Below are 14,529 nucleotides of genomic sequence, written 5' to 3'. Positions count from 1 at the left end.
AGCATCTCAAAACGATGAAGTTTTGATCGAGTTATCCTTTCAATAGGCGAGAGAAATGGAATTTAGCTTTTGACTTCAAAGCCTTGACTTTTTTGCCTCTTTTTGTTTCAAGACAAAAACGAAGAAGAAGGAAGTTTGAAAGTTGATCCTATAAATGCTGGCAGAAAGGCTGATTGAAAGTTGACGAAAACTTAGTTTACAATTCACCCAATTGTTTAAGCATAAAAAAACCTCTTATTTCCAAAGGAAACAAGAGGTCAAGACTCTTTTTTAATTATTGATGGTTTAAAAAAGGGCCTTTAGATTATAATGTTACGATTGCTTCATCTAATGGCTTTCTCACCTTCGCAAGATGTTGGTAATCATCATCTTCAGCTCTATAACCAATCGGAAGTAAAATTGTACTTTTTAGTCCTAATTCTTCAAAACCTAATACTTTGTCTACTTCAGCAGGAACAAAACCTTCCATTGGAGTGCTATCTACTTCAAGTTGAGCACAAGCTGTAAGTAGATTACCTAAAACGATATAAGCTTGTTTTGCTACCCAAGTATCTTTGTCTTCTGGAGACAAGTTGTTGACAGTGTTTACCATCATGCCTTTGTAGTCACCAAGTGCATCTGCAGGAATTCCTCTAGTGCTTGCTACATTTTGGATAAATGCTTCAACATCTTCTACTGTAAGATCTGCTGTACGAGCAATGACAATTAGGTGAGATGCATCTGCAACTTGTTTTTGTCCCCATGCATGTGGTACAAGTGCTTCACGTAATTCAGGAGTTTTTACCACAACAATTGTCCAAGGTTGTAAACCATAAGAAGATGCCGATAAGTTACCCGCTTCTAAAATTGTTTGAACTGTTGCTTCATCTATTTTTTTCGTTGCATCAAATTTCTTTGTTGCGTAACGCCAGTTTAGGCTCTCAATAATGTTCATAAGAAAAGTGTTTTATTTTGATTGAAAGATTAAATCATGACAAATTAAAACAATATTCGTTTAAACGACAAATGTTTTGGAAATATTTTACAGTATGTATAGTGTGAAAGTTGTAAAACGAAAAATGCTACTCTCTAAAGAAGGAAAAGGTATTTATTAGAATATTACTGTTATACAGTCACTTAAATAAAAAAACACCTCTAAGGAGGTGTTCATATATTTTTAGTAATGGAGGAGATAAATTTTTATCCAATTAAAAAATAAGTTGCAATTAATAGCATCTTGCCTAGGATAATTCCCCAGTAATTCGCCAAAGCATACCCTAGAGTACCGGCTGCCATTCCTGATAAAATCACTTTTTTATTCTTAATAGCTTTTGAAACTGGTCCCACAAAGGCAGGCCCATACAAACAAGCTGTTGATGTAATGATAAAAGTATCCACATCAATTTTGAAATATTTGGCAAGTAATAAATGAATCACAATTCCAGTGAACATCACAATAGCGACAAAGCCAATATATAAAGTGCCATCAGCTAGTAACTTTTCAAAGTTAGAAAGGCTACCTAAACCAATACAAAAAAGTAATACAAAATACTCGCCTACTAAAAAACTACCTTTGATATCTCGTACTTTAGAACTGAATGAAGCACCAATAGCTAAAGAGGTAACGCCAAGGATAATATAAATTTCGTCCATTTTACCCCAAATCAATAATGAACTTCCTACACAAAAACCAAGAATGAGTACTACAATACCTATACTTGCCAGAATGCTTTTGTATGTTGGACCTTGAAGGGCTTGAATTTTAGTAATGTCGCTTTCAATTGCATTTTTAGCATTGTATTTTGGTAGGACAAAGCCGAATAGTTTTTTCGCAAGGGTCATTAAGAAAATCATCCACAAGCCACCTAATATCATATCTGCAGTATTCATTAATACAAAGGCTTCGTCTTTAACATCCAATGCCAAACCAATGGCAGACATATTTGGTGTTCCGCCTGTATATAGCCCTACAGACATTCCTCCTAAATAGTGTGCACTTTCTAATGTACCTGTAAATACGAGGAAAGCGAGGGTTGCTCCAATTGTTACGCCAAATAAATTACAGAAGAAAGATAAAATTGTAGATCTTGCTTGAGTGATCCATTGCTTCATGTTGGAAGATAAAAGCATAAGTCCAATAGATAAAGGTACTGCTGCATCTACCAACGTTTTTGAAACTTCCGTGTCAATAGTATAAAAAGTGTTGCCAAGGAAAATGCCTAAAGCATAAGCAATAATTACTGTTCCTATGTTTTCAATCCATGTAAATTTCTTAGCTCCCCATGTTAAAATAATGGGAGCTACTAGCATAACTAACGCTTGAAGCATATATATAACCTATTTTAATTTCCCTCAAAGGTAACTATTTTGTGTAAAAGAATATGGATTAGGAACAAATCAAAAAAAGCTATCCTAATGAAGGACAGCTTTTCGGTTATTGAAAAATAGTGTTTTTCTTATTTGTTTTTCAAGACTTTGTAGACCTTTGTTTGGTCTAGGGTTGTGAGTTTGATGAAATGAATCCCTTCTGACAAGGTGTGTGTTGGAATATTGAGATGATGAATACCGCTATTTAATTCGTTGTATTTTTGAGAATAAACCAATTGACCATTTGCGTTTAATACTTGTATCATGACAGTTTCTTTGTCTTTTAATTCAATATCAATAGTCAATTTTGATTCAAATGGATTGGGATAAGCGTTACCCCATTGATTTTCTAATTCAACTTCTAAATCATTTCTTGTTCTGGCATTACTACCATTAAAGAATGTATCATAGCTTTGGGCATATTCATAATTTGTCGTTTTATCCCAATTGATAGACCACGTCATCATGCCTCGTAAATCAGGGTATCCTTCGCTTTTCACAAGCTTATAAGCTCCACCAAATGAGATACCATTTACAAGGTAGTTTAAAGCTTTTTGCACTTCGGCAGGTGGAGTGTAACCGCCAGCTGGGGCAGCAGGTTTATTGGCAGGTAACCCCAATGCCACTTGATCTTCTCTAAAAGGAGGGAAGAAACCAGCTACACTTTTTGTTTCAAAACCTTGCAATAACATTTCTGTCATGGCTACAATAAAATCGGCAGAACCTTGCGTGTAAGCTTTTCCATCTAGTGCACCTAAACTACCAGTGTTGTAGAGTTGCACGTGTACATAGTCCAATTGATCTCTCAGCGTATGTAAGATTGGTAAATATCCACCCCAAGATCCACCATAAGCCGTTTGACCACCTTGTACGTATGCGGTTTCAGGAGCAGAAGTCAATAAGAATGAAGGCCCAAAATGTGTTTTGATCGCTTGCATTCCTTCTATAAAGTTCAATACTCTTGGTGTCGTAGGATTTGTAAAGTCATTGTCTCCTGCATTAAGTGTAAGTGATGAGCCTTCAAGGTCAATATCAACTCCATCAAAACCATACGTTTCACATAAATTGATCATGGAAGTGACAAACTTTTGTTGCTCTTCTTCATTATCTAAATGCACAACACCATTGGCCCCGCCTAAAGATAAAATGACTTTCTTTCCTTTACTTTGTAAGTAAGCTACATCTGCTTTAAACTCCGCTCTAGAGGCATCGGAAGGTTCATTTTGGAAATTATTGATGTCTATAGGATCAAAAACCATAGTATTATCAATGTCTCTGATTTTAGGCTCAGCAAATGCAATACATATGACATTATATCGATCATCTACATCTTTTAGTCGGATATAAGGAACGCTAGACAAGTTCCAGTTGTGCCAATAACCCACAAGAACTTTATCTGTAAAAGCTAAGTTTTCTTCAATTGTAATTGAAATACTTTGTTCGGTGGTTAAACCTTCATCATCTGTAGCGGAGAACAAAATAGTATAGCTCCCAAATGTAGATGGAGTCCATGTCGCGGAAGAGCCATTATATGTTGTTCCTTCTACTGTAATATTTGAGGATACAATACTCCCATCAATATCTGAAGCTTCAAAAGAGAGGTTAATTGAAGAGAGGGAAGTTTGTTTTATAACCTTATTATCAGCAGGGCTGAAAGAAGTAATTACAGGGTATTGAGGCCCTTGTGGTTCATTTACAGTCAGAGTGTAAGAGGCTGAACTAGACTTTCCTTTATCATCTGAAGCATTTACAGTTACATTATAGCTGCCATAAGTTGTAGGAGTCCATTGAGTAGAAAAAGTTGTATTGGTTTGAGTTGCCTCAAGAACAGTACCATCTACTGTAAAGCTAACCGTTATTGGATCACCTTCAGCATCTACCACACCTGCGTTTAGCGTAGTAGCAATTAATCCAACAGACGTTTGATGGGTTGTAGTGATACTAGGAGCTGTATTTGTATCCACGCACGGACCAAGCGGTTTCCACCAGTGATCGGCTTCGCCAGGAGTGATGTTATAGAGGTTGTCTACTTGTGCTTCAAATAAGTCACCTTGATAGACAACAATATCATTTGTATTATAAGTGGATGGGTAAGGTGCATATTCTGGATAACTGCAATTTCCTTGAATAACTTCTTCAATTGTTACTGTAATTGAGTTATTAGAAGTAAGGTTATCGTTATCGGTAGCACTTCCTGTAATGGTAAAAGTACCATAATCAGAAGGAGTCCAAAGTGCAGAAGAAGAGTTGAAAGTTTGCCCCTCTACTGTAATATTGGAGGCAACGATAGTTCCATCTTCATCACTGGTATTGATTTGAATAGAAATTGGGGCTAAGGATGAAGTTTTAATAATGTCACCGTCCGAAGGAGTAGTAAAACTCACAGAAGGGGGAGTTGGTTCATTAGAAGTAATGGTAAATTCAAGAGTAGTTTGACTTTCACTTCCTTGGTTATCAATAGCTATTCCGACTGCGGTGAAACTACCAATTTGAGTGGGAGTCCATTGAATGTTATTTCCTGAGAAGGTAATGCCATCAACAGTAATTGAAGTACTTTCGATTGTTCCGTCATCATCTGTTGCAGAGATGATAAAGTTAATTGCTGTAGTTTCTTCTAAAACGAAAGAACTGTTGTTAGCAGGTGAAGCAAAAGTTACAGTAGGAGGAAGGTTGTCATCACAGATACCAATTTCTTCCCATGGTCCCCATTGAGCCTCCCCTGGAGTGTCTCCTTTTGTCCACCATTTAGAGCTGTAAAGCTTTCCATTGTGAACCACTTTGGTTCCACTTTGAGCATAGGTAGTTGATGAATTCCACTCTGCTACACCATCGCAAGGTGAAGCATTCATAGCTGTTAATAGAGTGGTGGCCTGAGTTGCATTATACATAGCCATAATGCTAACTAAGAGTAGTAGTTTAAAAATTCTCATATATGTAGTAGTGTTGTTAATAAATTCTCTAAAAAGAGGAACTGAAGGTTGATGGTTACGAATCAAATAAATGATTCAGTTAGTCGCAATAAAGCAGAGGGTAGCAAATAGGAGTACAGCCCAAATAAATAGGGGTACAGTCCTAAGTTGATCAAAAAAAGTAGGGGTACAAAGCTTGTCTTTTTATAGTAATTCAGTACGATAAAAGGTGTACAGACTGTATGCTTACAGATTTGTAGGTGCTTTATCTGTATTATTTTTTATTTTAGAGCCATCTTCAAAAACTACATTTTATGAAATATCTCTTCTACTTTCTTTTTCCCTCCCTTTTTCTTTCTTCAACTGTTTTTGGACAGACTGATAGTTTAGGAAAACAACAAAGTGAACATATCAGTATTTCGTCACAAAATGACTTTTACCAATATTGGTTACAATCAGACCGAAACTTTACAAATGGTATCCATCTTACATGGTCAAGTCATCACTTTAATAATAAAGTAATGGATAAACTACTTTTTGGACTGAAACAATCGACACAAAAAGAGTTTAGTTTGACAATAGGCCAAGACATGCACACTCCGGAAAATGCAACATTGTATGAAGTGGATTCGACAGATAGACCTTATGCAGGATTATTGTACGCAACTTATAGAAAGGTGACTTCCAATTATTGGAAAACCTTAAGGCTGGAAACCAATCTTTATGTTGGTATACAAGGTCCAGCGGCAGGTGCAGGAGCAACACAAAACTTTATGCATAGTTTGTTTTTAGAAAATACAGATTTCAATGGATGGGATAATCAAATTGGAAATGGCCTAGTATTGGATTTGGATGTAGAAGTGATGAAAATGTTGCCTTTTAATGGTAAAAACTATGAAACCAACTTGATAGGAAAAGCTCATATTGGGACTATTTATAACTATTTTCTATCGGGGATTCAATTTAAAATAGGCAAGTATAATGACACTTATTACAGTAGAGAAGGTGTGAAACAAAAGTATCCGCCACGATTTAGTACATCAGATCAGCGAAGTAAAGCAAGGGAGAAAAAGAACATGAAGAAAGGATTAGGAAATACCTTTAATGGTATTCTACCAAGTTTAAACCAAGTAAAGCAGGTCTATTTTTTCACCGAGTTCCAAGTGGGTGCATTACTTTATGACGGAACAGCTCAAGGGAGTTTAGTCCAATTTGAATCAAGCCCCTATGTACTGAAATCAGACCAAATAGACCCTTTAATTCTCAATTGGGTATATGGTATCAATTTTAATTTAGGAAGGTTTATGTTTCATTATTATAGAGTGGTGATCAACGATAGTTTCAGGAAAGGAGACTTTTTTGGGTGGGGTGAAATATCAATCTTTTATGGATTGTAAAATATAAGAATATTAATAACCTGTTTTAATTTAAAGGAGAAATAGAAGGCAATTTTGGAATCTCCGGTCTAAAATTCTATGTTACTGTTCAATTTCAATTCGCCGACTCATACAACCTATTAAATTGCAGCACTACTTAAAATTATTAAAACAGCTTAATGACGGAATTATCGTAATCAATAATCAAAGTGAGATTGTATTTACGAATAACTCCCTATGTCAATTTTTAAACTACGTCGAAAAAGATTTACTCCAAAGAAATATTGATGAAATAATAGTAAGTGATAGAAGTTTTCAAGAAATCATGACTCATAATGTGGGTAGAATTACCTCTGATGAGTACTTTTTTGAGAAGTTTAGGGTATTAAAGAAAGACAAAACCTTAACTGTAGCTACTGTTTACATATCAAAAAATTCTGTTGGTGATGAGCTGACCTACACACTTTTATTTAAAGGTTTAGATAAATGTGATTGTGATAGTGAGGTTGATTACAAATCTTTGATTGACCATAACACTGATCATGTGTTTCAAGTTGACAAAAATTTAAAAATCATTTATATCAACCATGTTTCACCTGGACTCTCTAAAAATGAAGTCTTAGGGACAAGGTGTACAATTTATTTACCTCCTGGCTCTCAAAAAAGGGCAGAACGGGTAATGAAAGAAGTATTTGAAACAGGTATTCCACAAACGTATCAGATCGATTACAAGGCTCCTTTTGGTTTTATGTATTATGAAACCAATGTAACACCTGTATTTGATGGGGAAAATGTGGTGAGGTTAAATCTCATAACAAGAGATATTACTGAAGGATATAAAGCACAAGTTGCTTTAGAGGAAAAGGAACGTTTCCTAAGAAAGATAAATCTAAATGCACAAAATGGTGTTTATATTTTTGATGTAAAATTGGGTAAAAATACTTTTGTCAATGAACAAGCCACCAAATTAGTGGGGTATACAGCTGATGATTATTCAAAATTTGGAAGGGATGATATTATGGGGCTATTTCACCCTGAAGATCATGAACGGATAATTGCTCATTGGGAAAGTTTGAGTACTGCCAAAGAAGAAGAATCGTTTTTTATCGTTTATCGTTTTAAAGCAAAATGTGGGAAATGGAAATGGCTGAGATCTAAAGATTCTCCATATGAATATGATGAAGAGGGGAATTTATTAAGTATTTTAGGTTCTTTTGTTGACATCACCGACATTATTGAACTCCAAAATGCAACCTCTGAGTTACAGCAGAAAAATGTTGAAATAAAAGACATGCTTTTCCAGGCTTCTCATGATATAAGGAGCCCTATCAATAATGTAGCACAATTAGTACAGTTATCTATTGATGCTGGTGAAGTACAAGAACCTGTATTAAAGGTGATAGGGAAATCTGTAAAACGACTCAATAGCCTCGTAGAATCACTAATGAGTTTTGGAAGCTTGGATAAAAAGTTTGAAATAACGGAAGAAGATCTTAACGAATTAATGACCGATGTATTGACAGATTTAAACTATAAGATTGAAGATAAAGATGTTAATTTCAATGTTGAAAAACTACCTACTATTGCATGTAGTAGAGTTGGAGTTTATAGGGTCTTCCAAAATTTGATTGGTAACGCATTAAAGTTTCAACACCCCAATCAAGAAACTTTTATTAATATTGAAGTGGAAGACTTACCAGAATATTGGCAATTCTCAGTAATTGACAATGGTATTGGTATTGATGAAGATAAAAGGGAAGATATCTTCAAAGCCTTTACTCGATTGAATACGTATTCTGAGTTTGAGGGCAATGGTCTAGGACTTGCTAGTTGTAAAAAAATAATAGATAAACATCATGGTGAAATATGGGTGGAGGGAAATCCTTCTGGGGGGAGTAAGTTTATCTTCACTATTCGGAAAAACCTACTACCAACTCAATAAAAAACGGAGATGCTTCGAAAAGTATCTCCGTTTTGATTTTATATTTTAAGCTATTCTACAACAGCTTAGTTCTTTTTCGCCCAAGAATCTCTCAATCCAACAGTCTTATTGAAAACCATATTTTCAGGAGTAGAATCTTGATCTAAGATAAAGTAACCCATTCTTTGGAATTGGAAATTATCGCCAGCTTTGTTGTCTTTCAAAGACGGCTCTACTTTACAACCTTCAATTACTTGAAGTGATTCTGGATTTAAGAAAGTCTTGAAATCAATCACCTCTTTTGTTTCAGGATCCTTACGAGAATCAGGAGCTTCATCAGAGAACAAACGGTCATAAAGGTTTACTTTAGCATCTACTGCATGTTCTGCAGACACCCAGTGTAATGTACCTTTCACTTTACGCTTTGACTCTTCAGTACCGCTACCCGAACGAGAAAGTGGGTCATAAGTACAGTGGATTTCTGTAATATTTCCATCTTCATCCTTCACACAGCTTTCTCCTTTGATGATATATGCGTTCTTTAAACGAACTTCTTTACCAATCGTCAAACGGAAGAACTTACGGTTAGCACTTTCTTTAAAGTCTTCTCTTTCGATGTATAACTCTTTTGAGAAAGGAACTTGACGTGTCCCAGAGTTTTCATCTTCAGGGTTGTTTTCCGCTTCCAACCACTCAGTTTTACCTTCTTCATAGTTGTCGATCACTAATTTAATAGGATCTAAAACAGCCATTACACGAGGTGCAGTCTTGTTCAAGTCTTCTCTGATCGCATACTCTAATAAAGAAACATCGATGATGTTGTCTCTTTTAGTAATACCAACTGTTTTCGCGAAGTTTCTGATAGAAGCAGGCGTATAACCTCTTCTTCTTAAACCAGAAATTGTTGGCATACGAGGGTCATCCCATCCGTTTACAACACCTTCTTCTACTAATTGTAAAAGCTTACGCTTAGACATTACAGTGTAGTTCAAGTTCAAACGTGAGAATTCAGTTTGTTCTGGACGAGTTTTATCAGCTTCAGCCAATTGATCCAAGAACCAATTGTATAAAGGTCTGTGTACCTCAAATTCAGTCGTACAAAGTGAGTTCGTGATACCCTCAATGTAATCCGATTGACCATGTGCCCAATCATACATAGGATAAATACACCACTTATCACCTGTTCTATGGTGTGCCTTTTTGATGATTCTGTATAAGAATGGATCACGAAGGTGCATGTTAGGGTTAGCCATATCAATTTTAGCTCTTAATACCCTAGAACCTTCTTCAAACTTGCCCTCTTTCATGCCTTCAAAAAGCTCTAAGTTCTCTTCTACAGGACGCTCTCTGAATGGAGAGTTAGTACCTGGAGTAGTAGGAGTTCCTTTTTGAGAAGCAATAACGTCAGCCGCTTGATCGTCTACATATGCTTTTCCTTCTTTGATTAATTTCACTGCCCAATCATAAAGTTGGTCGAAATAATCAGAAGTGAATTTTGGTTCGCCTTCCCAGTTGAAGCCTAACCATTCGATGTCTTTTTTGATTGAATCCACATATTCCTGATCCTCTTTGGCAGGGTTTGTATCATCAAAACGAAGGTTGGTACCCGCACCTTCAAATTCCTGTGATAAACCGAAGTTTAAGCAGATTGATTTTGCGTGGCCAATGTGTAAGTAACCATTTGGCTCAGGAGGGAAACGGAATAATAGTTTACCTCCATTTTTATTTGATGCTAACTCATTCGTGATTTTTTCACGAATAAAGTCCAGCCTTTTCTCAGTGTTTTTTTCTTCCATGTTCAATGTGAGTATTAAAGTATGATAGAAATTTTGATTCCTATCACACTTTATCATAAACTAAACTCTAGTTACCCTCTTTTAGTTTATTAATTTTTTCAATTGCGATGTTAATTCTTTCAGCCACTTCTTTGTTGCCTAAGATTTCTTGCATGATCATCAAATCAGGACCACCACCTTTACCAGAGATTGCTACTCTTAATGCAGGCATTACTTGTCCGATTTTCATTTCATGATTTTCCAAGACTTTCATGAAAATGTCTTTGGCATCATCAGCAGTGAAGCTTTCAGCATTTTCAATTGTACTCGCATATTCTTGTAAAACGGCAACACCTTCCGGTTTCCATTTTTTCTTCACTGTTTTTGCATCGTACTCTTGAGGCTTTTCGAAATAGAAACGACCATCTCTCCAGATTTCTTGAGGGAAAGTCACACGCTCTTTCAATTGATTTGCCACTAATAAAGCTTTTTCAGGAGTTGTTTCCTTTCCTTCAGTAGTCATATCGGCAATTAAGTACTCTGCTAATTCAGCGTCAGGTCTGTTTTTCAAGTACTGTTGATTGAACCATTTCGCTTTGTCGATATCGAATTTAGTACCTGCTTTGGTTACTCTTTCCATTGTAAACTCATCACATAATTCTTGTAATGTGAAGAATTCACGCTCGTCACCTGGGTTCCATCCTAAGAAAGATAAGAAGTTGATGAAAGCATCTGCTAAGAAACCATCTTCTTTGAAACCTCTTGAGATATCACCAGATTGAGGATCTTTCCACTCTAATGGGAATACTGCAAAGCCCATTTTATCACCGTCTCTCTTGCTTAATTTACCGTTACCGTCAGGCTTCAATAATAATGGCAAGTGAGCAAAACGAGGCATTGTATCTTCCCAACCTAAATATTTGTATAATAAAACGTGCAATGGAGCAGAAGGTAACCATTCTTCACCTCTGATAACGTGTGTGATTCCCATTAAATGATCATCCACTACGTTAGCCAAGTGGTAAGTAGGCATACCATCCGACTTCATTAAGATTTTATCATCAATAGTATGAGAATGTACCATTACCCAACCACGTACCATATCATTCAATCTAATTTCTTCCTTTTTAGGAACCTTTAAACGAATAACGTAAGGAGCACCACTCTCAATTCTTTCTTTCACTTCCTCTTCAGAAAGTGTCAAAGAGTTGGTCATTTGTGTACGTGTCATCGAATTGTATTGAGGTGTATTGACACGTGCTGCTTTCAAACGCTCACGCATTTCCTCCAATTCTTCAGAAGTATCAAATGCATAATAAGCAAGACCGTCTTTTACCAACTGCTCAGCATATTCTTTATATATCTCTTTTCTTTCAGACTGTCGATAAGGACCACAATCACCAGGGTTCCATGGTGCCTCATCAGCAACGATACCTGCCCATTCTAAACTCTGTCGGATATATTCTTCAGCACCTTCCACAAAACGGCTCTGGTCTGTATCTTCAATACGAACCAAGAAGTCACCGCCATTGTGTTTGGCGAATAAGTAATTAAATAAAGCTGTGCGCACTCCACCAATGTGAAGAGGTCCAGTAGGACTTGGAGCAAAACGTACTCTTACCTTATTTTCCATTTTTTATATTAATAAATTTTATTTTTTCTTTTTAGAATGTGCAAAGCTAAACAAATAAGAGCGAAAATGTTTTAAATATTATATTGAAGTTTCAAGAATATGAATTGATTTAAGAACATTATAGAAAGTTTTAATAATATCTAGGACTAGAGAAAGGAAAAAAGTATATTCAAATGCAGGAATACATCATCTTTCAAATATTTTTAGGCAAATACTTTACTCTTTTCCATTATCAATTGAATAGAAACAAACCAAGTTATTCGCTTATTGAATATTGTACTATTTTGTATTATTCCTAATACCAAAAATTAACCTCATCACAATTATCAAAATAAATTAATGGGACTTGTTTTCGATAGATTAGTACAGGAAGTCAAAAAAATACAGCATAACCTAAATGATCAGCAGATCTCAGAATCTTTTCAAAGAATAGCCAACTATTTAATGAATTACTGTGTTTTAAAAGCCGGAATTCAGAATTATAGAATTGTAGAAATAGAATTTTATTTTCACCACGAAAAACACCCTGATCCTTATGTTCATCAACATGAAAATCAAAAAACGTTGGGGAGGTGGTATGTACATGGAGCAGGTATTGATATTACTTTTGGCACTTTAGATTTTTATGGCGGTATATTAATCCGCGGACTTCAACGCAAGAGTGATAAAACGTTTATTAGTGGTCCATTGCATGTGATTGCCGAAATCTTTCATTTTATAGGAGGAGTGGATGTGCAAAATGTGGAATTTGGATTAAGAGAAAAAGAAATGTCTTATGAAATAATTGCTCAAAGTAGTAGGGTAGGGTTGAGTAGCAATAAGCAAGGGGGAGAAGATTTCTTAAAAAGAAAATATCGTTTTGTAAGTTGTATTGGACCCAAACATCCATTTAAAAACAAGAAAATCGTAGCATTAGACTTGGTTGATAAAAAGTCTATACAAGAAGTAAATAGTTTGTTTGGGTATAAAATTATGATGTAGAAAATATTGTACTTTTAAAAGGGTAGATGTTAAAGTATCTACCCTTCATTTTTTACTTTTATGTAATAGGGAAAAGAAGACAAACTTAATGTACAATGACATTAAGTTTGTCTTCTTTTCTAATCTTAAAGTTTAATGGAGTAGACCATTTTTCACTTTCGCTATCTTTGAACCCAAAGATTGATTTTTGTTTTTTATCGGCATTAATTACAAAGTTATTGGATTGTAAATGAATAACTTCCGTGCGTTGATCTGAACTATTGTTTTTTACGAGGTGAATGCCAAAGTTCATGCCCTTGTCTTTAGGATTAACGGAATCTAGATGTTCACTTCTTTTTCTCAAGCTTGAAGGAATGTATGTTCCGCTTTTAAATAGTTCACCGTTTGCTAATGTAATGACAAAAGCATTGGAAGTGATTTTTTGACCATTGACACTTATAGTAAACTTGTTAGCAGAATGCTTTTGGAAATCCATAATGAAAGATTTGAAATAGTTGCCAATTTCTCTTCCATTGAACATGTTCAATTTGTGATTTGCTTTTGGCTCGCATTCAATACCATCCGTATAGAATACATGCTCATTATTGATTTGAGGAGCATCAATACATTTGATTCTTTTGTTGTAGATGATTTTGATCGCTTTCCTTAAAGCGGTAGGAATACCCAAATCCTTAGCGAGTCCCTCTTCATTACCGCAAGGTATGATGCCTAGAGGCTTGTCTGTACCCACTAATGCTTGTGCTACTTCATTTACGGTTTCATGATCACCGATTGCGACAATAATATCAAAATCGCTGATAAAAGATTTAGCCAATTGCGTAGCATGCCCTTTATACTCCGTGTAAGCAATGTGGACATTCATTTTCTTTTTAGCTAAGGTTTGCTGAGTAATGTGTGCGGCTTTAGTAGCAGCCCCATTGCCAGACTTTGGATTGGTGATTAAAATAATGCTCGGCATGAGTTAATTCGAAAATAATGGAACTTGGTTTTGGTTTAACTTAACCCAATTTACAAGGGGAATTAAAATACACATTCATTCCAAAAGGGGAGTTTTTACTAAAAAGTTAGTACTCTAAGCCATCATGAGAATTGTTAATTGTTGTAGGATTTTAAAATTAAACTATAGCATTTTTGATGGTATTATTCTAATAATCATTACTCCTTAATAATACTAACTTTAGTGAAATTGGTTTTATCTCTTTTTTATGAAAATGGTTAAGTTTTTAATAAAGCACTAGCTTGAAAGTAAATATTATTTTAAAGTTTCGATTTACCTTATGTATAGGTAATTTAAAATGTCATTTACTTTCATTAAAGTGTCTTTATTAAATATAGAAAATATTGAGTATTAATTCAAAGTGTTTCTTTGAATTAATACTTTGTCTATTGTAAGTTTTGAGATAAATTGTACTAATTAAGGTTTGAATGTCAAGATTTTACAGAAAACTATCACGCTCTTCTATTGGTGCGTCATTTAATGAATCCATAAACTAAGTGGATAGAATATTTAATACACTGTAAACTAAGTTTTCGTTAATATTTGATTATAGCTTTTATGCATAATATCTCTAGCATTTTCTTTCGTAAA

The 14,529-nt window shown here is 35.1% G+C and carries 9 protein-coding genes; 3 read left to right on the top strand and 6 right to left on the bottom strand.

Translation table 11 applies throughout. The features are described 5' to 3' along the window. Positions 1-304 precede the first annotated feature (304 nt). From IC221_RS28655 to IC221_RS28645, 3 genes are all read right to left on the bottom strand, one after another. Complete coding sequence (locus IC221_RS28655) at positions 305-934, bottom strand: NAD(P)H-dependent oxidoreductase (protein WP_188172221.1); 630 nt, start codon at positions 932-934, stop codon at positions 305-307. Between the two features lie 245 nt (positions 935-1,179). After that, positions 1,180-2,307, bottom strand: coding sequence for a DUF819 family protein (locus IC221_RS28650; protein WP_188172220.1), 1,128 nt, complete (start codon positions 2,305-2,307; stop codon positions 1,180-1,182). Between the two features lie 128 nt (positions 2,308-2,435). After that, positions 2,436-5,276 carry a glycosyl hydrolase family 18 protein gene (locus IC221_RS28645; RefSeq protein WP_188172219.1) on the bottom strand — a complete coding sequence of 947 codons (2,841 nt, stop codon included), beginning with the start codon at positions 5,274-5,276 and terminating at the stop codon, positions 2,436-2,438. 293 nt (positions 5,277-5,569) lie between these two features. Here IC221_RS28645 and IC221_RS28640 point away from each other — a divergent pair, with 293 nt between their 5' ends. Further along, positions 5,570-6,652 carry a lipid A deacylase LpxR family protein gene (locus tag IC221_RS28640; protein ID WP_188172218.1) on the top strand — a complete coding sequence of 361 codons (1,083 nt, stop codon included), beginning with the start codon at positions 5,570-5,572 and terminating at the stop codon, positions 6,650-6,652. A gap of 124 nt (positions 6,653-6,776) precedes the next feature. Beyond that, entirely contained in the window at positions 6,777-8,573 is a 1,797-nt protein-coding gene (locus tag IC221_RS28635) for a PAS domain S-box protein (protein WP_188172217.1), read from the top strand. Between the two features lie 65 nt (positions 8,574-8,638). Here IC221_RS28635 and IC221_RS28630 read toward each other — a convergent pair whose 3' ends face one another. Beyond that, the gene (locus IC221_RS28630; RefSeq protein ID WP_188172216.1) at positions 8,639-10,348 is read right to left on the bottom strand and encodes a glutamine--tRNA ligase/YqeY domain fusion protein; all 1,710 of its coding nucleotides are present in this window, start codon (positions 10,346-10,348) and stop codon (positions 8,639-8,641) included. Between the two features lie 67 nt (positions 10,349-10,415). Further along, the gene (gltX, locus tag IC221_RS28625) at positions 10,416-11,960 is read right to left on the bottom strand and encodes a glutamate--tRNA ligase (protein WP_188172215.1); all 1,545 of its coding nucleotides are present in this window, start codon (positions 11,958-11,960) and stop codon (positions 10,416-10,418) included. 339 nt (positions 11,961-12,299) lie between these two features. Between gltX and IC221_RS28620 the strand changes: the two genes are divergently transcribed. Then, the gene (locus IC221_RS28620) at positions 12,300-12,941 is read left to right on the top strand and encodes a hypothetical protein (protein ID WP_188172214.1); all 642 of its coding nucleotides are present in this window, start codon (positions 12,300-12,302) and stop codon (positions 12,939-12,941) included. Positions 12,942-13,026: 85 nt separating this feature from the next. On the opposite strand, the gene IC221_RS28615 is transcribed toward IC221_RS28620, so the two are convergent. After that, positions 13,027-13,899 carry a diacylglycerol kinase family protein gene (locus IC221_RS28615; RefSeq protein ID WP_188172213.1) on the bottom strand — a complete coding sequence of 291 codons (873 nt, stop codon included), beginning with the start codon at positions 13,897-13,899 and terminating at the stop codon, positions 13,027-13,029. Positions 13,900-14,529 lie beyond the last annotated feature (630 nt).

This window comes from Flammeovirga sp. EKP202, from assembly GCF_014534745.1.
Lineage (GTDB): Bacteria > Bacteroidota > Bacteroidia > Cytophagales > Flammeovirgaceae > Flammeovirga.
The sequence above is the reverse complement of the archived record's forward strand: the minus strand, read 5'-3'. Positions and strand labels throughout refer to the sequence as shown.

Coding starts and splice junctions, on each gene's coding strand:
- IC221_RS28655 (WP_188172221.1), bottom strand. CDS start 934: ATGAACATTATTGAGAGCCTAAACTGGCGTTACGCAACAAAGAAATTT.
- IC221_RS28650 (WP_188172220.1), bottom strand. CDS start 2,307: ATGCTTCAAGCGTTAGTTATGCTAGTAGCTCCCATTATTTTAACATGG.
- IC221_RS28645 (WP_188172219.1), bottom strand. CDS start 5,276: ATGAGAATTTTTAAACTACTACTCTTAGTTAGCATTATGGCTATGTAT.
- IC221_RS28640 (WP_188172218.1), top strand. CDS start 5,570: ATGAAATATCTCTTCTACTTTCTTTTTCCCTCCCTTTTTCTTTCTTCA.
- IC221_RS28630 (WP_188172216.1), bottom strand. CDS start 10,348: ATGGAAGAAAAAAACACTGAGAAAAGGCTGGACTTTATTCGTGAAAAA.
- gltX (WP_188172215.1), bottom strand. CDS start 11,960: ATGGAAAATAAGGTAAGAGTACGTTTTGCTCCAAGTCCTACTGGACCT.
- IC221_RS28620 (WP_188172214.1), top strand. CDS start 12,300: ATGGGACTTGTTTTCGATAGATTAGTACAGGAAGTCAAAAAAATACAG.
- IC221_RS28615 (WP_188172213.1), bottom strand. CDS start 13,899: ATGCCGAGCATTATTTTAATCACCAATCCAAAGTCTGGCAATGGGGCT.